The sequence below is a fragment of the Curtobacterium poinsettiae genome (genome assembly GCF_025677645.1).
Classification (GTDB): domain Bacteria; phylum Actinomycetota; class Actinomycetes; order Actinomycetales; family Microbacteriaceae; genus Curtobacterium; species Curtobacterium poinsettiae_A.
Window position 1 is genome coordinate 674421 of the sequence record NZ_CP106879.1, and the last position, 17434, is coordinate 691854.

Below are 17434 nucleotides of genomic sequence, written 5' to 3' on the forward strand. Positions count from 1 at the left end.
ACCGGATGCGGGGCGGCCAACACCCTGGCAACCGATAGGACAATGGATCCATGAGCTCCGACGCGCCCGCGCACGCGAACGACCACCCCCACACCGAACCCGCCGAGACCGTTCACCCGGACTCCGGGATCGACCCGAACCTGCTGACGGCCTACGCCCTCTGGGCAGTGTTCCGCCGGCCCCTCGGTCCGGTCCACCGCGTCGGCGACGACGCCGTGGCCGAACTCGACACCGTGATCGCCGGCGCCGCCGAGCGCGGGGTCACGATCCGCGGCTTCTACGACGTCTCGGCCTTCCGTGCCGATGCCGACGTCATGGTCTGGCTGCACGGCGACGACGCGCAGGCCATCCAGGCCGTGCTGCGCGAGATCCGTCGCACCGGCCTGTTCCAGGACGCCGAGCCGGTCTGGCACGTGATGGCGATGCACCGCGAGGCCGAGTTCAACAAGCGGCACACCCCCGCGTTCCTGCGCGGCAAGGACCCCGAGGCGTGGATCACGGTGTACCCGTTCGTCCGCTCCTACGAGTGGTACCTGCTGCCCGAGGAGGAGCGCTCGAAGATGCTCCGCGACCACGGCATCGCCGGCGCGAAGTACCGCCGCGTGCTCACGAACACCATCGCGACCTTCGCCCTGAGCGACTACGAGTGGATCCTGCCGCTCGAGAGCCCGGACCTCGTCGACCTCGTCGACCTGATGCGCGATCTCCGCTACACCGAAGCGCGCATGCACGTGCGCGAAGAGGTCCCCTTCTTCACGGGTCGTCGCGTGACGACCGCCGAACTCCCGGAGGTGCTGTCATGACCGACACCAGCATGATCACGAACGGCCAGGTCCTCGCCGCCACCCCCGCGGCGGCGTCCGGTCCCGAGCACGTCGAGACCCCGACCGCGTACGACGCGATCCTGCTCGCCGGCTTCGGTGGCCCCGAGGGCCAGGACGACGTCATCCCCTTCCTGCGCAACGTCACCCGCGGCCGCGGGATCCCGGACGAGCGTCTGGAAGAGGTGGCGCACCACTACCGCCACTTCGGCGGCGTGAGCCCGATCAACGCGCAGAACCGTGCGCTCAAGGCCGCACTCGAGGCCGAGTTGGCGTCGCGCGGCATCGACATGCCGGTCCTCTGGGGCAACCGCAACTGGGAGCCCTACCTGGAAGAAGCCTTCACCGAGGCGGCGGACAAGGGCTACACGAAGCTCGTCGCCATCGCCACGAGCGCGTACTCGTCGTTCTCGAGCTGCCGGCAGTACCGCGAGGACTACGCCCGCGTGCTCACCGAGACCGGTCTGATCGACACGATCCAGATCGACAAGGTCCGCCAGTTCTTCGACCACCCGGGCTTCGTCCGCCCGTTCATCGACGGCGTCCGCGACGGCATGGCCCGCGCGATCGCCGAGAACGAGGGCCTCGACGTCGCGACCGAGCTGCAGGTGCTCTTCTCGACGCACTCGATCCCGTCGTCCGACGCCGCCCGCTCCGGCCCCCACTACCGCGGGTTCGACGAGCACGGCGCGTACGAGGCGCAGCACCTGGCCGTCGGCGAGGTCGTCCTCGACCAGGCCTGGGCCGAGCTCCTCGAGCAGCCCGAGCACGCCCACCTGCAGGGCACGTCGAAGCCCGCCTGGAAGCTCGTCTACCAGTCGCGCTCCGGCCCCCCGACGCAGCCGTGGCTCGAGCCCGACATCAACGACTACATGAACGAGGACCTCAAGGGCGGCCCGACCCGTGCCGTGCTGATCGTCCCGCTCGGCTTCGTCAGCGACCACATGGAGGTCATGTGGGACCTCGACGAGGAAGCCACCGAGACCGCCGGTGAGCTCGGCTTCTGGTCGCTCCGCACGCAGACCCCCGGCATCGACCCGGCCTACGTGTCCGGTCTCGTCGACCTGGTGCTCGAGCGCGTCAACGGCACGCCCAAGGCCGAGCGCCCGCACATGACCGACATCGGCCCCTGGTACGACGTGTGCCGTCCGGGCTGCTGCGAGAACGTGCGAGCGGGGTTCAAGCCCGCCGCCGCGGGCGTCGCTCCGTGACCGACACGACCGCGGACGACCCCAGCGCCACCGGGCCCGACGGGCCGACCCCGATCCGGCTCGGCACCCGTGCCAGCCGGCTCGCGGTCGCGCAGTCGCAGGACGTTGCCGACCGCCTGGCGAAGGCGGCCGGTCGCCCCGTCGAACTCGTCACCGTCACGAGCGAGGGCGACACGAACCGTGCCTCGCTGGCGTCGCTCGGCGGCACCGGCGTCTTCGCCAGCGCGCTGCGTGAAGCCCTGGTCGCGGGCGAGGTCGACGTCCTCGTGCACTCGCTCAAGGACCTGCCGACCGCGCCGTACCCGGGCCTGACGATCGGTGCCGTGCCGAAGCGTGCCGACGCCCGTGACGTCCTCGTCGCCCGGAACGGCGCCACCGTCGACACCCTGCCCGAGGGCGCGAAGGTCGGCACCGGTTCGCCGCGCCGTGCCGCGCAGCTCCGTGCGCAGCGCCCGGACCTCGACGTCGTCGACATCCGCGGCAACATCGACACCCGCCTCGGTCGGGTGGACGACGACCTCGACGCCGTGGTGCTCGCGGCCGCGGGCCTCGGCCGCATCGACCGCCTGTCGGCCGCCACGGAACTGCTCGACCTCGGCTTCTGGCCGAGTGCTCCGGGACAGGGCGCGCTCGCGGTGGAGATCCGCTCGGACGAGACCGACCGGGGGCTGCTCGCCGCACTCCGCAAGATCGAGCACGCCCCCACCCGCTTGACGGTGACGGCCGAGCGCGAGGTCCTCGCCAAGCTCGAGGCCGGCTGCTCCGCCCCGATCGGTGCGACGGCCGTCGTGGACGCCGAGCTGCTGCTCGTGTCCGCGACCGTCTACCGTCCCGACGGCACCGAGTACCGCACCGCGTCGCACGCGGCCGTGCTCGACGGGTCGGCGCAGGACCGCCTCGACGAGGCGCTCGCGGTCGGCGGTCGCGTGGCGACCGAGCTGCTCGAGAACGGCGCTGCAGACCTCGCCGACCTGGCGACCACCGTCGCCGAGGACACCACGGACGGGCCGTACACCGCGGGTCCCGGACTCGCGACGCCGGCCGAGTAGGCGGTCACCACGGAACCCTCCACCACCGCGACGGACGAGGCGCGACCCCCGGTCGTCCTCGTCCCGCGTGGCGGTGCGTGGGGGGACCGGGTCGCCACGGCGGCGCGGGCCCGTGGGCTCGCCCCCGTCGTCGTCCCGCTCATCACGGACGCTCCGCCGTCCGACCCCGCCGCGCTCGACGCTGCGGTCCATCGACTGGTCGCCCAGGACACGGCCGGGAGGAACGGATCGCCGACGCACGTCGGTGACCGAACCCCTGTGGCTGGGTACGCCTGGGTGGTGGTGACCAGTGCGACGGCCGTGACGGTCTTGTCGGAACGCCTGGCGGGCCTCCCGGCCGGGGTCCGCGTCGCCGCGGTCGGCGAGCCGACCGCCCGTGCCGCGCGCGCTGCGGGCTGGATCGTCGACCTGGTGCCGGACGAGACGTCCGCCGCCGGCCTGGTGCAGGAGTTGCCGGACACCGACGGCACCGTGCTGTTCCCCCGCTCCGAGATCGCGGCACCCACGCTCGTCGACGGCCTGCGTGCCCGCGGCATCGACGTGGACGACGTGGTCGCGTACCGTACCGTGGGGACCGGCGACGAGCCGATCACCCTCGAGACGGCGCCGGCTGCGGTGCTCGTGACGAGCGGCAGCGTCGCCCGCGAGATCGCCCGCCGGATGACCCCGCTCGACCCCCGCACCATGGTGGCCTGCATCGGCCCCGGTACCGCGACCGACGCCCGTGCGGCCGGACTCCCCGTGCACGCGGTCGGACGAACCCGGTCCGCAGAAGCCCTGCTCGACGCCGTCGTCGAGGCACTGAACCCAACCACCCCCCACCAGGAAGGTCACCCGTGACTGGACGCTTCCCCCAGGTCCGACCCCGTCGGCTCCGCGCCACCCCCGCGATGCGACGACTCGTGGCCGAGACCCGGCTCCACCCCGCCGAGCTCGTGCTGCCGATGTTCATCCGCGAAGGTGCGACCGACGCCGTGGACATCTCGAGCATGCCGGGCGTGCAGCAGCACTCCCTCGACTCGTTCCGCCGCGCGCTGGTCGACGCCGCGTCGGTCGGTGTGGGTGGCGTGAACCTGTTCGGCGTCCCGACCACGAAGGACGCCACCGGCTCCGGCGCGACCGACCCGGACGGCATCCTCAACGTGGCGATCCGCGTCGCTCGGCAGGAGGTGGGGGATGCCCTCGTGGTGCAGTCCGACCTGTGCCTCGACGAGTTCACCGACCACGGGCACTGCGGCGTGCTGGCGGCCGACGGCTCCGTCGACAACGACGCCACGCTGCTGCGCTACCGCGACATGGCGGTCGCCCAGGCCGAGGCCGGCGCCGAGCTCGTCTGCATGAGCGGGATGATGGACGGCCAGATCGCCGCCGCACGTGACGCCCTCGACGGTGCCGGGCACAGCGGCACCGCGCTGCTCGCCTACGCCGCCAAGTACGCCTCGGCGTTCTACGGTCCCTTCCGCGAGGCCGTGTCGTCCTCGCTCGTCGGTGACCGCCGGACGTACCAGATCGACGCCGCGAACGGTCGGCAGGGGCTCCGCGAGGTCGCGCTCGACGTCGACGAGGGCGCCGACATCGTGATGGTGAAGCCCGCGATGAGCTACCTCGACGTGCTCGCCGAGACCGCGGCGACCTCGCCGGTCCCGGTCTGGGCGTACCAGATCTCCGGCGAGTACGCGATGATCACCGCAGCAGCGCAGAACGGGTGGATCGACCGCGACGCCGCCGCGATGGAGTCGCTCGTCGGCATCAAGCGCGCCGGAGCCGACGCGATCCTGACCTACTTCGCCGTCGACATCGCACGGAAGCTCAACGAGGAAGCGGGCCTCCGCACCTCGGGCAGCACCGCGGACGTTGCCGGCATCGCCTCGACCGGGAAGGCCCCCGAATGACCACGAACGACCAGCTCTTCGGCCGTGCCAAGAACGCGATCCCCGGTGGCGTGAACTCCCCGGTCCGCGCCTACGGGTCGGTCGGCGGTACCCCGCGCTTCCTGGTGTCCGCGAAGGGCGCCTACGTCACCGACGCCGAGGGCCGCGAGTACGTCGACCTCGTCGCGTCGTGGGGCCCCGCGATCCTCGGGCACGCCCACCCGGGCACGGTCGAGGCCGTGCAGCAGGCCGCCGCGCGCGGGCTGTCGTTCGGGGCGTCGACCCCGGGCGAGACCGAGCTGGCCGAACTCGTGAAGCAGCGGGTGTCGGTGGACGGCGACGGCCCGATCGAGAAGCTCCGCATGGTGTCGACCGGCACCGAGGCCACGATGACCGCGATCCGACTGGCCCGCGGCTACACCGGTCGCGACCTGCTCGTGAAGTTCGCCGGGCACTACCACGGGCACTCGGACTCCCTGCTGGCCGAGGCCGGCTCGGGCGTCGCGACCCTGGCCATGCCGGGCAGTGCGGGCATCACCGCCGAGACCGCCGCGCAGACCCTCGTGCTGCCGTACAACGACCTCGATGCCGTCCGACGCGCGTTCGACGAGCACTCCGAGCGCATCGCCGCCGTCATCGTCGAGTCCGCCGCCGCGAACATGGGTGTCCTGGCACCCGAGCGCGGCTTCAACCGTGCCCTGGCGCAGATCACGCAGTCGCACGGGGCCCTGCTCATCGTCGACGAGGTCCTCACCGGGTTCCGTGTCGGTGCTGCCGGCTGGTGGGGCCTCGAGGCGTCCAAGGTCGTGCCGGACGGCGCCGGGTGGAAGCCCGACCTCATCACGTTCGGCAAGGTCATCGGCGGCGGCATGCCTCTCGCCGCGCTCGGCGGGCGGCGCGAGGTCATGGACTTCCTCGCCCCGCTCGGGCCGGTGTACCAGGCCGGCACCCTGTCCGGGAACCCGCTGGCCGTCGCCGCCGGCACCGCGACGCTCCGCGCCGCCACCGCTGAGGTGTACGAGCACCTCGACCGCACGGCCTCGACGATCGCCACCGCGACGAGCGAAGCCCTGTCGGCCGAGGGTGTCGCCCACACCGTGCAGCACGCCGGCAACCTGTTCTCGTTCGCGTTCTCGGAGACCGCGCCGCGGAACTACGACGACGTGCGGGCGCAGGACGTGTTCCGCTACGCGCCGTTCTTCCACGCGATGCTCGACGCGGGGGTGACCCTGCCGCCGAGCGTCTTCGAGGCGTGGTTCGTCACGGCCGCACACGACGACCGCGCCGTCGGACGGATCCTCGACGCCCTGCCCGCGGCCGCGAAGGCTGCTGCCGCCGCGACCGCGTGACGGGCGCGGAGGCTGCCGCCGCGACCGCGTGACGGGCAGCGGGCCTCAGGAGCAGTCGGACTTCGTGAAGGTCGTGTCGACGGTCTTCGACGAGCCCTCGAACGCGTAGGTGTACCGCATGTCGACGTCCTCGTCGAGGAGCTTCTTCGTCTCACTGTTCGAGCAGAGGTTCGGCCCGACGGCGTCGCGGATGGCCCCCTCGGTGATCGACGCGGGGTCGACGTTCGCCGACACCGTGTAGTCGTAGTGGATCGCGGCGCCCTCGGCCTCGATCCCGGTCCACGTCGTGACGGAGTCGACCTGCTTGGGCAGGTCGCTCTGCTCGCGGATCTGCGCGACGGCCTTCGAGACCTTCTCTTCCGTGGAGTCGCTGAAGGCCGCGTTGAGGCCCTGGCGGACGAGGAACGCCACCACCACGGCGACGACGACGCCGAGCACCGAGATCAGGACGCGCTTGCCTCGGGAGGACGACGACTTGGGCGGGGGTGCGTACGGTGCGGCCCCGGCGGGGGCGGCCTGGGCGTAGGGCTGGCCTGCGAGCGGTTGCTGCGCGTAGGGCTGGCCTGCTGGCTGCTGCTGGGGCTGGCCGACGGGCTGCTGCGGGTACTGCTGGCCGTTGGGCTGGCCGGCGTCGGGCTGGCCGGCGTTGGACTGCGGCTCGGACCCCGGGTAGGGCGGCGGCGTGTTCGTCATGGTTCCCCCTGGTGACGGTCCGCGGCGTGACACCATCGTGCGGTGCCGGGTCCCTCCCCGACACGGGCCGCGGACACTGAACAGCCATTCAAGCACGCGTCAGGCGGATCGGCGCGCGGCCCAGCGCCCCTCTGCCCGCAGGATCGCGAGCGGGAAGTCGAACGCGTGTGACACCGCCGACGACGTGATGACCTCGTCCGAGGTGCCCTGGGCCACGACAGCGCCGTCGCGGAGCAGCATCGCGTGCGACGTCGAGGCCGGCAGGTCCTCCAGGTGGTGGGTCACCATCACGCTGCCCAGCTCGGGGTGCCGGTGCCGCAGCGCGTCGACGGTCTCGAGCAGGTGTTCCCGCGCGGCGACGTCAAGGCCGGTCGCCGGCTCGTCGAGCAGCAGCAGCTGGGGTTCGGACATCAAGGCTCGGGCGATGAGGGCGCGTCCCCGCTCACCCTGCGACAGCACCGGCCAGCGGGCGTCGCGTCGTGCGGTGAGCCCGACGTCGGCGATGTGCTGCTCTGCCAGGGCGACCTGCTTGGCCGAGGGGTCCCAGCGCATCATGAGGTCCGTCGTGCCGGTCAGCCCGGTGAGCACCGTCTCGAGCACGGTGAGCGGTGCGAGCATCCGGTGCCGGGGGTCGACGTGGCCGATGTGCTCGCGGAGTTCACGGACGTCGACGCGTCCGAGCCGGCGGCCCAGGACCTCGACCGTGCCCGCGGTGGGGTGCCCGGTGGCACCGAGGACGGCCAGCAACGTGGACTTGCCGGCACCGTTCGGTCCGAGCAGGGCCCAGTGCTCCCCGCGTCGGACGGTCAGGTCGACGTCGTGCAGCAGGTCGCGGCCGGAGCGCGTGACGCGGACCCCGGTGGCGTTGATCAGGACGTCATCGTGCGCGTCGGTCATGACCCCATCGTGCCCCACCGCGCCGTGACGTCGTCCACGTGGGCCCGCGCGATGTCGACGAAGAGCTCGGCGGCCGTCCGGGCGGCCACCGGTTCGCCGCTGCCCGCAGCCGCGTCGAGGGCGGACCAGAGCGCTCCGGCGTCCCACTGCCGGAACGCAGGGGCCTCGGGCAGCGCGTAGACGAGCCGGCCGATCGCGAGGCGCAGTGCTCCTCGTTCCCACCGGTTGCCCGAGTGCTCGGCGAAGAACCGGCTCAGGGCGAAGGCACTGTCCGTGTACCGGTGGTCGCGGACCTCGCCGTCGGTGCGGGCGCGCTCGACGAGGTCGTGGAACTCCTCGAGCGCGTCACCCTCGAGCGCCGGGAGCAGGCGCCGAGCAGCTGCCGTGAACAGCCCCGCGAGCAGCTCCATCGCGTCCCGCCACGCGGTGAGGGACGGTTCGGCGATCCGCACCATCCCGTGGTCGTCCTCGATCAGGGCGAGGTCGGCCAGGCTCCTCAGGGCTTCGGCCACCCTGGCCGGAGGCGAGCCGGTCCGCGCCACCAGGCTCTGGAACGCGTGCGTCGAGCCGACGGGGAGCGCGCCGGTGCGGATGTCCCGCAGGAGCGACCGCTCCGTCGCCGACCGACGGCGTTCGGAGGCGGACACGGCGAGGCCGGAGGGGTGTGGGATCCCGGCGTTCCGGCGTTGCACGTCGAAGAGCGCGGAGAGCTCGTGGACGGCCGTGTCCACGTCGTCGGCTGCACGGCCTGCGGCGACACGCTCGACCGCGGCGAGCCACGGGCCGAGTTGCGGGACGGTCCAGGGTTGGTTCGGGAACCTCGCCCATCGGAGTCGCTCGAACGCCTGCACGCCCAACGACCGGACCAGGCGGTTCGGGCAGTGCTCGAACCAGAACTGGGCCGTGGTCGCGAACGCCGCGCGGTACTCCGGCTGCCGGAGCGCCGCGAGTGACCGTGTGCTGGCGGCAGCGGTGCCCAGGCGTTGCACGAGGTCGTCCGACAGCACCGGCACGGTCGCCCGCATCGCCGGGCCCATCAGGGCGACCCAGAAGTCGTACCCGTCCGAGATGTCCTCGTCGGAGAGCCCGTCGTACTCCCACGACCCGTCGCTCCGGAGCGTGAACAGCCCGAGGTCCTGCAGGCGGGCGGCTGCGGCGCGCAGCCGTGCTCGGGGTGCCCCCTGCGTGACAGCGAGGTGGTCGACGTCGACCACGACGGCGTCCCCTGGACCGGAACGGACGTGGGCGAGCAGGGCGATGTACGCGTCGTCGTTCACCGACGCCCACGGATCACCCCACTCGCCGGTGACCACGGGTCAGCCGCGGTCGGCGCGGACCGCTTCGATGTGCTGCTCGAAGTTGCGCGTGAGGGCTCGTCCGGCCTCGGCGGCACCTTCGCCGTCGCGCTCGGTGAGCGCTTCGCGCAGGATCGAGAAGAACGCCTCGGACCCCCACTGCTCGAACGCCGGCGTGGGGTTGAGCGTGAAGCGGACCCGCTCCATGGCCCCGACGGCCGCGTTCTGCACCAGGGGGTTGCCGGAGTGCTGGACGCCGAACTCGATGATCTCGGTGAGCGCGCCACTGAAGCCGTAGTCCCGCACCTTGCGCATGCGGTCGGCCTTGTCGAGCAGCGCGGTGAGGGCTTCGACGTCCTCGTCGCTGTACTCGGGGACGCCCCAGCGCAGGCTGAGCTCGAAGAACCCGGCGGTCGCGCGGGTCGCGATGACCCAGTCCTCGAAGGTCGGGGTGGCGACGCGGGTGTACCGGTTCGCCTCCATCTCGACCAGGCCGATGTCGACGAGCTTCGCGATCGCCTCGCGGATCGGGGTGCGACTCACACCCAGCCACTGCACCAGCTCGTCGTCGTTCAGGCGCTCACCGTGCTGCAGCGTGCCGTCGCGCAGGGCCGCGAGCATCTTGTCGTAGACGACGTCACGCAGGAGCTTCCGGGGAGAGCTCTCCACGGTGGACTTGGGGACCGGCATGTCATCTCCTCGAGGACGAAATCGACACTCGAAATCCTAGCGTGTCAATATGCAAACGTTTGCTAAATCAACCGCTCGGGGAGCTTGCCCGATCAGCCCGCGACGGCGACGACCGTCCGACCGTGCACTCGCCCAGCGACGACCTCGGCACCCACCGCGATGGCTTGCTCGGGCGTGACCGTGCGGGTGACGTCGGCCAGGAGTGCTGCGTCGAGATCGGTCGCGAGCCGGTCCCACGCCCGACGTCGGAGCTCCAGCGGCGCGTCGACGGAGTTGATCCCGAGCAGCGACACCGACCGCAGGATGAACGGCAGCACGGTCGTCGGCAGCGCGGAGTCCTGCGCCAGCCCGCACGCCGTGACGGCACCACCCCACCGGGTCGATGCCAGCACGTTCGCCAGCGTGGCCCCGCCGACGCTGTCCACCGCTCCGGCCCAGGTGGCACGCTGCATCGGCTTGCCCGGCTCGGACAGGCTGGCGCGGTCGCCCACCTCGGTCGCGCCCAGGCGGCGGAGCGAGTCCGTGTTGGCCGCGCGACCGGTCGACGCCGTCACCCGGTACCCGCGGGCCACGAGGAGCGCGATCGCCACCGTGCCGACCCCGCCGGACGCCCCGGTCACGAGCACCGGTCCGTCGTCCGGTGCGACGAAGCGCTCGAGGGCGAGCACACTGAGCATCGCCGTGAACCCCGCCGTACCGATGGCCGCGGCGAACGAGTCGTCGATCGCCTCGGGCAGCACGACGAGCGACCCGGACGGCACCACGGCCTGCGTCGCCCAGCCCCCGTGCCGGGTCTCACCCAGGCCGGCGCCGTTCAGCACCACCCGGTCACCGATCGCGACCTCGTGCACACCCGGTCCGAGCCCCGACACCGTGCCGACCACGTCGATCCCCGGCACGAGCGGATCGAGCCGGGCGACGCCGGGGTTCCGCGCGACGGCCAGGCCGTCCTTGTAGTTGACGCTCGAGTACGTGACGTCGACGAGGGCCTCGCCCTCGGCCGGATCCGGCAGGTCGACGTCGGTGACGGTTGGCGGGGCTGCACTGGACACGAGGACGGCGCGGGTCATGCGCCGGACGCTACCCCGGGCCTCCCGGCGGCCTGCCCGTTCTTTCCCAGAACGCGCGCGATGCCTGGTGATTTCGGGCGTACCGGGGCGGCACAATCGACCAGGTACGCCCGATTCGACCTGGTACGCCCGAAACCGCCCAGTCCAGCCGCCCCAGCCCGCCCCAGCCAGCCCACTCAGCCGAACATGATGGCGGCCTCGTCGAACCGCGCCTGCGGCACCGTCTTGAGCTCGCCGAGCGCCTCCTCGAACGAGACGTGCTCGATCTCGGTGCCCCGGAGCGCCACCATCCGGCCCCAGCGCTCCTCGACCACGGAGTCGATCGCCGCCAGCCCGAGCCGGGTCGACAGCACCCGGTCGTAGGCGGTCGGCGTACCACCGCGCTGGATGTGCCCGAGGGTCGTGGCCCGCGTCTCGATGCCCGTCATCTCCTCGATGAGCGGCGCGAGGCGCTCGCCGATGCCGCCGAGCCGCGGCCGCCCGAAGGCGTCGAGCCCGCGCTCGGTGTGCGCGGTGTCCTCGTGGTCGGGGACGAAGCCCTCGGCCACCACCACGAGCGGTGCGCGACCGCGGTCGTACGCGGCCCGCACCCACTTCGCGATCTGTTCCATGCTCGTCTTCTGCTCGGGGATGAGGATCGCGTGCGCGCCCGCGGCCATGCCGGAGTGCAGCGCGATCCAGCCCACGTGCCGACCCATCACCTCGGCGACCATGCAGCGCGAGTGCGACTCGCCGGTGGTGCGCAGGCGGTCCATCGCCTCGGTCGCGATGGCGACGGCGGTGTCGAAGCCGAACGTGTAGTCGGTCGCGCCCAGGTCGTTGTCGACCGTCTTCGGCACACCCACGATCTTCAGGCCGGCGTCGGTCAGGCGCTTCGCGGCAGCCAGGGTGCCCTCGCCACCGATCGCGACGATGGCGTCGATGCCGTGCCGCTGCAGGGTCGCGGAGATGTTCTCGACCCCGCCGTTGGGCCCTTCGAACGGATTCGTGCGGCTCGTCCCGAGGATCGTGCCGCCCTGCTTCGCGATGCCCTGGATGTCCTTGCGGCCGAGCGGGACGATGTCGCCGTCGACCACCCCGCGCCACCCGTCACGGAAGCCGACGAAGTCGTGTCCGTAGATGGCGATGCCCTTCAGGACGATCGCGCGGATGACCGCGTTCAGGCCGGGGCAGTCGCCTCCGGAGGTGAGGATGCCGATGCGCATGGGAACTCCGTCGTCGGGTGGTGGGGATCAGTGCCCATCATGACTGACGGTGGTTCCGCATTACCATCCCCGTGTGTCCCTGCTCGCTTCCGCTTCGCCGCCTGCGGCCGCTGGTGCGTCCGGCGATGCGTCTCGCGTCGACACGGTGTACCGGCCTGGAGGCGCGGTGGACGTCGCGTCGACCCTACGGCCCCTGCAGCGCGGCTCCGGCGACCCGGCCTTCCAGGTGGTCGGCGGCGTCGTGTGGCTCGCGCTGCGCACGCCCTCCGGTCCCGCTTCCGTGGCGATCCGGCGGGCCGGCGACACGATCGCGGTGTCGGCGTGGGGCGACGGTGCTGCGTGGGCCGTTTCCCACGCTCCGGAGATGCTCGGTCGCGGCGACGACTGGGACGGGTTCGACGTCACGCGCCACGAGTTCCTCGCCGCCGCCCGCCACAAGCAGCCCGGGCTCCGGCTGCTCCGCACGAACACCGTGGTCGCGATGCTCGTGCCGGCGATCATGGAGCAGAAGGTGACCTCGCGCCAGGCGTGGGGGGCGTGGCGGTACCTGCTCCGTCGGCACGGCACCCCGGCGCCCGGTCCGGCACCCGCGGGCATGATGGTGCCGCCGGACGCTCCGACGTGGGCGCGGATCCCGAGCTGGGAGTGGCACCGTGCCGGCATCGAACCGGGGCGCTCGGCCACCGTGATGCGTGCCGTGAAGCTCGCGCCGGCACTCGAGCGGACCCTGGCCCACGGCCGCGGTGGCGAGGTCGTGTCCACGAAGCTGCAGACGATCCCCGGGGTCGGCCGGTGGACCGCCGCCGAGACCGCGCAGCGCTCCCACGGTGACCCGGATTCGCCGAGCGTGGGGGACTTCCACGTGCCGGCGCTCGTCGGGTGGGCACTCACGGGCGCCCCCGTGGACGACGACGGGATGCTCGAGCTGCTCGAACCCTGGCGCGGGCACCGGGAGCGTGTCGTGCGGTTGATCGGCGGCTCCGGGTTCCGGAAGCCGTCGTTCGGGCCGCGGATCACGATCCAGGACCACCGGGGCCACTGAGCGGCGGTCCGTGGAACACCGGTGTTCGCACCTTGAACACCCGCACGCGGGTGTTCAGCGCGTGGACACCGGTGTCTTGCGGGGTGTCAGGGGTGGCGGGTGCCCTCACCGGCCAGCACGGCGCGGTAGCCCTCACGGAACGTCGGGTACTGGGGCGTCCATCCCGTCGACCGGAGCAACGCGTTCGACAGGCGCTTGTCGCCGCCGGCCTGCCGCGCGTCACCGTCGCCCGTCGACGGCTCGGCGACGTGGAGTTCGTCGGCCAGGAACCGCAGCACGTCGTCCAGCCGGCTCGGCTCGTCGTCCGTCCCCAGGTAGAGCGGTGCCGGGTCGGGCAGGGCCGCCAGGCGCACGAGCGCGGCGGCGGCGTCGTCGCGGTGGATGCGGTTCGTGTGCGGTGAAGTGCCCGGCGCCAGCCGTGCGGATCCGGACCGGACCTGGTCGATGAGCCGCTCGCGGCCCGGACCGTAGACGCCCGACAGCCGGACCAGCACGGCGCCGGGGGCGCGCTCGCGCAGCAGGACCTCGGCCTCGACCAGGACCTCGGCGGTCGGGGTCGCCCCACGCGCGAGTGTCTCCTCGGTGACCTCGCTGCCGTCCGAGACGTCGTACACGGCGGTCGAGGACACGACGAGCACCCGGGGGTCGGCCTCCGAGGCGTCGATGCCGTCGAGCACGTTGCGCAGGCCGTCGACGTAGGTGGCGCGGTACTCGTCGACGTCGCGGCTGCCGGCGGCGAAGGCCACGACGACGACGCTCGTGTCGGCGGGGATCTCGGGGACCTCGTGGCGCAGGTCGACGCTCCGGCCGGTGATCGGTGCGGGGATCAGCTCGGCGCGGCGGCGGAGTCCGATCACGTGGTGGCCCTGGTCGGCGAAGCGCAGGCCGGCTTCGGTCCCGAGGTCGCCGCATCCGGCGATGACGGCTGTCGTGGAGTTCTGCACGGCTCGACCTTGGCACGGTCTCATGGTGGAAGGCGGGGAGCTTTGTGATAATTGTTCTCAACTGGGCGACCACCGTCCGGTCTTCCCGACAGGAGCTCCATGTCCGCTCGATCCCTGCGTCTCCTCCCCGCACTCGTCCTCGCGGGGCTCGTCCCGCTCGTCGGCGCCGCGATCGCCGTCCCCGCCTCGGCTGCACCCACCGTGACCCGGACCGCCCACCACAGCTGGCTCGTCACGGCCGATCCGACGGCGAAGCGCGTGTACGTCAACGACGCCGTGACGGGCCGGCGGACCGCCACCCTGAGCGGGATCGAGTTCGGCACCCACGCGGGCTCCGTGCAGCTCGGCCACGGGCGGATCGCGTTCATGGACGAGTCGAAGCCGCAGCTCGACGTCCTCGCCATCGGCCCCCGCGGCACGGCTCGCATTGCGCAGCACTACGCGATCCCGAACGGCGACGGCAGATGGGAGCGCGCCGGCTGGCTGTCCACCGACACCGCGCGGCGTCACCTGGCGGTCGGTTCCGACTTCGACGGCTCCGAGCGCCAGCGGGTCACGGTGATCGACCTGCGGCGGAAGACGGAGCGCACTGCTCGGATCGACACCTCGGCCGTGCAGCTCGCCACGACGGGCAAGCGCGGCACGGAAGAGGTGGAGACGTTCCTGGTCGGCAGCCCCCTGCGCCTGGTGGTCACCGCGGGCGGACGACTCGACGCCTACTCCGTCTCGGCGATCATGCAGGGCGCAACGCATCCGCGCCCGGTCGCGACCACGCCACTCGGCGCCTACCCGCACGGCCCGATCGTCAACGCCACCGGGACGGTGATCGGCTCCGACCTCGCCGCCGGCGTGCAGACCGTCCGGGTGACGCGGACCGGCTTCACGAGCTCCCGGTCCGTCGCCTACCCGAAGCCGAGCGAGCAGAGCTACCGACCCCGCATGGCACCGGACGGCACGACCGCGGTGGGCACGCAGGCCGGGACCACGGCCGCGGGCACCCCGTGGAACGCCGTCCCCGCCTACCTGACCACCTCGTCGACGTCGTCCAGCAGGATCAGCAGTGTCGACCTCGGCACCGGGTCCTTCACCCGGGTCGCCGTCACCGCCCGGTTCGCCGCCGTCGCGCTGACGTCGGGTACCGGGGACTCGCTCGTCCTGGTGCGGAAGCAGGCCGACGGTGTCTACTCCGGCCGCACGACCTCGGTCCCGCTCACGCCGTTGCGCAAGGGGCCCGTCGCCGCACAGTCGGCCGCCGGCACGTCGGTGCGGTTCACCGCGGCGACCGACGACGGCCGCAGCGTGTTCGTGACGCGGGGCGACGAGGGGAAGATCACCCAGATCGACACGACCGGTGCGAAGCCATCCGTGCTCCGCACCATCACGCTGCCCACGGCGCTCGCCGGGGGTGGGTACCTGACCACGGTCGACTCGACGGTGGCCCCGTACGACCTCAGCGGTCGCTGACCGGCCGACCGGTCGGCCGAACCGCTGACTGCCCGGCCGACCAGCCGCCGACCGCCCCTCGGGGTGGTCGGCGGCTAGGGTCCTGGTGTGATCGTCTGGTTGAACGGAACACACGGGGCGGGCAAGACCACGACGAGCCGACTGCTCCAGCCGCTGCTGCCCGGCTCGCGGATCCTCGATGCCGAGAAGGTCGGCGAGGTGCTGATGGACGTCACGCCGGGGCTGCCGGAGAGCGACAACTTTCAGCACTGGGACCCGTGGCGGCCGCTCGTGGTCGAGACCGCTCGCCGGGTGCACGACTACGTGGGCGGGCCGCTCATCATGCCGATGACGGTCCTGGTCGAGGCGTACTGGCGTGAGATCGCCGCGGGGCTCGATGCTCACGGAATCCCGGTCCGGCACTTCCTGCTGCACGTCGACGAGTCGACGCTCCGCGACCGGATCCAGAACGACCCGATCGTGGGGCCGTCCACGTTCCGGTTCGCGTACGTCGACGCCTACGCCGAGGCGGCGCGCGGCTGGCTGCACGCCGAGGCCGAGGTCATCGACGCGACCGACGTCCCTGCCACCGAGGTGGCCCGAGCCGTCGCGGACGCGGTGACGTCAGCGCGCTGACAGGACGAGCCTGTCCGCCGCACGCAGCCTCCGGGTTCGCCACCGCCCGGATCATGCCGGAGACTGGTGCGGGTCGCTCACGAAGCTGCCCGCCCCACCACCAGCAAGGAAGGCTCCGCATGCCCGAGCTCCCCGTCGTGTTCGAAGTCGGCTCGATGATCGCCCTGGTCGCGATCCTGCTCGCCGACCTGCTCATCGTCGCGCGTCGCCCGCACGTGCCGACGCTGCGCGAATCCGGCGTCTGGGTGGGCATCTACGTCGGGCTCGCACTGGTCTTCGCGGTGCTCATGCTGGTCTTCGCCGGTGGCGACTCCGCGGGGCAGTTCCTGGCGGGCTGGCTGACCGAGTACAGCCTGAGCATCGACAACCTGTTCGTGTTCGTCATCATCATGGCGCGCTTCTCGGTGCCGAAGAAGATCCAGCAGGAGGTGCTGCTGCTCGGCATCATCATCGCGCTCGTGCTCCGCGGGATCTTCATCCTGGTCGGCGCGCAGCTCATCGAGAACTTCTCGTGGATCTTCTACATCTTCGGCGCCTGGCTGATCTGGACGGCGATCCAGCAGCTCCGCGGCGAGGACGAGGACGACCAGAAGGACACCTTCATCGTCCGGCTGCTCCGCCGCCGGGTCCGACTCACCGACACGTACGACGGCATGAAGTTCCGCACCCACCACGACGGTGTCCGGCACTTCACGCCGCTGCTCATCGTGCTCATCGCGATCGGCACCACCGACCTGCTGTTCGCGCTCGACTCGATCCCGGCGATCTTCGGCATCACCGAGAGCCCCTTCATCGTGTTCACCGCGAACGTCTTCGCGCTGATGGGTCTGCGCCAGCTCTACTTCCTGCTGGGCGGACTGCTCGAGCGTCTCGTCTACCTGAAGTACGGCATCGCCGTGATCCTGGCCTTCATCGGTGTGAAGCTCGTCCTGCACGCGCTGCACGACAACGAGCTGCCGTTCCTGAACGGCGGCCACCACATCGAGTGGGCGCCGGAGATCAACACGTGGGTGTCCCTGCTGGTGATCGTCGCCGCGATGGCCGTGTCGACGCTGGCGAGCCTCGTCCGCATGCGCGGGGAGACCCCCGCGACCGACGACGGCGCCGTGACGAACACCGCGACCGACGGCGAAGCGGCGACCGACGACGACCGGGCCGACCAGGACCGATCCGACCAGGACCGATCCGACCAGGACCGCGCCCGCACCGCCGACTGAA

The 17434-nt window shown here is 72.0% G+C and carries 17 protein-coding genes; 10 read left to right on the forward strand and 7 right to left on the reverse strand.

Going from position 1 to position 17434, the window contains the following annotated elements:
• The first annotated feature begins 50 nt into the window (after positions 1-50).
• The 6 genes from hemQ (at position 51) to hemL (ending at position 6301) form a co-directional block, all read left to right on the forward strand.
• Positions 51-803, forward strand: coding sequence for a hydrogen peroxide-dependent heme synthase (gene hemQ / locus OE229_RS03315; protein WP_247737316.1), 753 nt, complete (start codon positions 51-53; stop codon positions 801-803).
• The gene (locus tag OE229_RS03320) at positions 800-2032 is read left to right on the forward strand and encodes a ferrochelatase (protein ID WP_262139731.1); all 1233 of its coding nucleotides are present in this window, start codon (positions 800-802) and stop codon (positions 2030-2032) included. Before hemQ ends, OE229_RS03320 begins: the two co-directional genes overlap by 4 nt.
• Complete coding sequence (gene hemC, locus OE229_RS03325; protein WP_182064233.1) at positions 2029-3081, forward strand: hydroxymethylbilane synthase; 1053 nt, start codon at positions 2029-2031, stop codon at positions 3079-3081. Before OE229_RS03320 ends, hemC begins: the two co-directional genes overlap by 4 nt.
• A gap of 258 nt (positions 3082-3339) precedes the next feature.
• Entirely contained in the window at positions 3340-3921 is a 582-nt protein-coding gene (locus OE229_RS03330) for a uroporphyrinogen-III synthase (protein WP_262139732.1), read from the forward strand.
• On the forward strand, positions 3918-4973 hold the full coding sequence (gene hemB, locus OE229_RS03335; protein WP_259362639.1) for a porphobilinogen synthase: 1056 nt from the start codon (positions 3918-3920) through the stop codon (positions 4971-4973). Before OE229_RS03330 ends, hemB begins: the two co-directional genes overlap by 4 nt.
• Positions 4970-6301, forward strand: coding sequence for a glutamate-1-semialdehyde 2,1-aminomutase (gene hemL, locus OE229_RS03340; RefSeq protein ID WP_182064234.1), 1332 nt, complete (start codon positions 4970-4972; stop codon positions 6299-6301). Before hemB ends, hemL begins: the two co-directional genes overlap by 4 nt.
• A gap of 45 nt (positions 6302-6346) precedes the next feature.
• Here hemL and OE229_RS03345 read toward each other — a convergent pair whose 3' ends face one another.
• The 6 genes from OE229_RS03345 to OE229_RS03370 all read right to left on the reverse strand — a co-directional run bounded on the left by OE229_RS03345 (position 6347) and on the right by OE229_RS03370 (position 12151).
• Positions 6347-6994, reverse strand: coding sequence for a hypothetical protein (locus OE229_RS03345; RefSeq protein ID WP_262139734.1), 648 nt, complete (start codon positions 6992-6994; stop codon positions 6347-6349).
• Positions 6995-7093: 99 nt separating this feature from the next.
• Positions 7094-7891, reverse strand: a complete 798-nt coding sequence (locus tag OE229_RS03350; protein ID WP_262139736.1) for an ABC transporter ATP-binding protein — start codon at positions 7889-7891, stop codon at positions 7094-7096.
• Entirely contained in the window at positions 7888-9204 is a 1317-nt protein-coding gene (locus OE229_RS03355; protein ID WP_262139737.1) for a hypothetical protein, read from the reverse strand. Before OE229_RS03355 ends, OE229_RS03350 begins: the two co-directional genes overlap by 4 nt.
• Before the next feature lie 3 nt (positions 9205-9207).
• Entirely contained in the window at positions 9208-9876 is a 669-nt protein-coding gene (locus OE229_RS03360; RefSeq protein ID WP_209132663.1) for a GntR family transcriptional regulator, read from the reverse strand.
• Positions 9877-9968: 92 nt separating this feature from the next.
• A complete protein-coding gene (locus OE229_RS03365) occupies positions 9969-10946 on the reverse strand; it encodes an acrylyl-CoA reductase family protein (protein WP_262139738.1) in 978 nt (325 codons plus the stop codon).
• 176 nt (positions 10947-11122) lie between these two features.
• Entirely contained in the window at positions 11123-12151 is a 1029-nt protein-coding gene (locus OE229_RS03370; RefSeq protein ID WP_027467034.1) for a 6-phosphofructokinase, read from the reverse strand.
• Between the two features lie 73 nt (positions 12152-12224).
• Between OE229_RS03370 and OE229_RS03375 the strand changes: the two genes are divergently transcribed.
• The gene (locus OE229_RS03375; RefSeq protein WP_209132667.1) at positions 12225-13193 is read left to right on the forward strand and encodes a DNA-3-methyladenine glycosylase family protein; all 969 of its coding nucleotides are present in this window, start codon (positions 12225-12227) and stop codon (positions 13191-13193) included.
• 86 nt (positions 13194-13279) lie between these two features.
• On the opposite strand, the gene OE229_RS03380 is transcribed toward OE229_RS03375, so the two are convergent.
• Positions 13280-14137, reverse strand: a complete 858-nt coding sequence (locus tag OE229_RS03380) for an NAD-dependent epimerase/dehydratase family protein (protein WP_262139740.1) — start codon at positions 14135-14137, stop codon at positions 13280-13282.
• Positions 14138-14236: 99 nt separating this feature from the next.
• Here OE229_RS03380 and OE229_RS03385 point away from each other — a divergent pair, with 99 nt between their 5' ends.
• From OE229_RS03385 to OE229_RS03395, 3 genes are all read left to right on the forward strand, one after another.
• The gene (locus OE229_RS03385; protein ID WP_262139741.1) at positions 14237-15601 is read left to right on the forward strand and encodes a hypothetical protein; all 1365 of its coding nucleotides are present in this window, start codon (positions 14237-14239) and stop codon (positions 15599-15601) included.
• Between the two features lie 87 nt (positions 15602-15688).
• On the forward strand, positions 15689-16216 hold the full coding sequence (locus tag OE229_RS03390; RefSeq protein ID WP_262139743.1) for an AAA family ATPase: 528 nt from the start codon (positions 15689-15691) through the stop codon (positions 16214-16216).
• 119 nt (positions 16217-16335) lie between these two features.
• Positions 16336-17433, forward strand: coding sequence for a TerC family protein (locus OE229_RS03395; RefSeq protein WP_262139745.1), 1098 nt, complete (start codon positions 16336-16338; stop codon positions 17431-17433).
• Position 17434 lies beyond the last annotated feature (1 nt).

Excerpts from the sequence above, each read along its gene's own strand:
- hemQ (WP_247737316.1), top strand. The coding sequence starts at position 51 with ATGAGCTCCGACGCGCCCGCGCACGCGAACGACCACCCCCACACCGAA.
- OE229_RS03320 (WP_262139731.1), top strand. The coding sequence starts at position 800 with ATGACCGACACCAGCATGATCACGAACGGCCAGGTCCTCGCCGCCACC.
- hemL (WP_182064234.1), top strand. The coding sequence starts at position 4,970 with ATGACCACGAACGACCAGCTCTTCGGCCGTGCCAAGAACGCGATCCCC.
- OE229_RS03345 (WP_262139734.1), bottom strand. The coding sequence starts at position 6,994 with ATGACGAACACGCCGCCGCCCTACCCGGGGTCCGAGCCGCAGTCCAAC.
- OE229_RS03350 (WP_262139736.1), bottom strand. The coding sequence starts at position 7,891 with ATGACCGACGCGCACGATGACGTCCTGATCAACGCCACCGGGGTCCGC.
- OE229_RS03360 (WP_209132663.1), bottom strand. The coding sequence starts at position 9,876 with ATGCCGGTCCCCAAGTCCACCGTGGAGAGCTCTCCCCGGAAGCTCCTG.
- OE229_RS03365 (WP_262139738.1), bottom strand. The coding sequence starts at position 10,946 with ATGACCCGCGCCGTCCTCGTGTCCAGTGCAGCCCCGCCAACCGTCACC.
- OE229_RS03370 (WP_027467034.1), bottom strand. The coding sequence starts at position 12,151 with ATGCGCATCGGCATCCTCACCTCCGGAGGCGACTGCCCCGGCCTGAAC.
- OE229_RS03385 (WP_262139741.1), top strand. The coding sequence starts at position 14,237 with ATGTCCGCTCGATCCCTGCGTCTCCTCCCCGCACTCGTCCTCGCGGGG.
- OE229_RS03395 (WP_262139745.1), top strand. The coding sequence starts at position 16,336 with ATGCCCGAGCTCCCCGTCGTGTTCGAAGTCGGCTCGATGATCGCCCTG.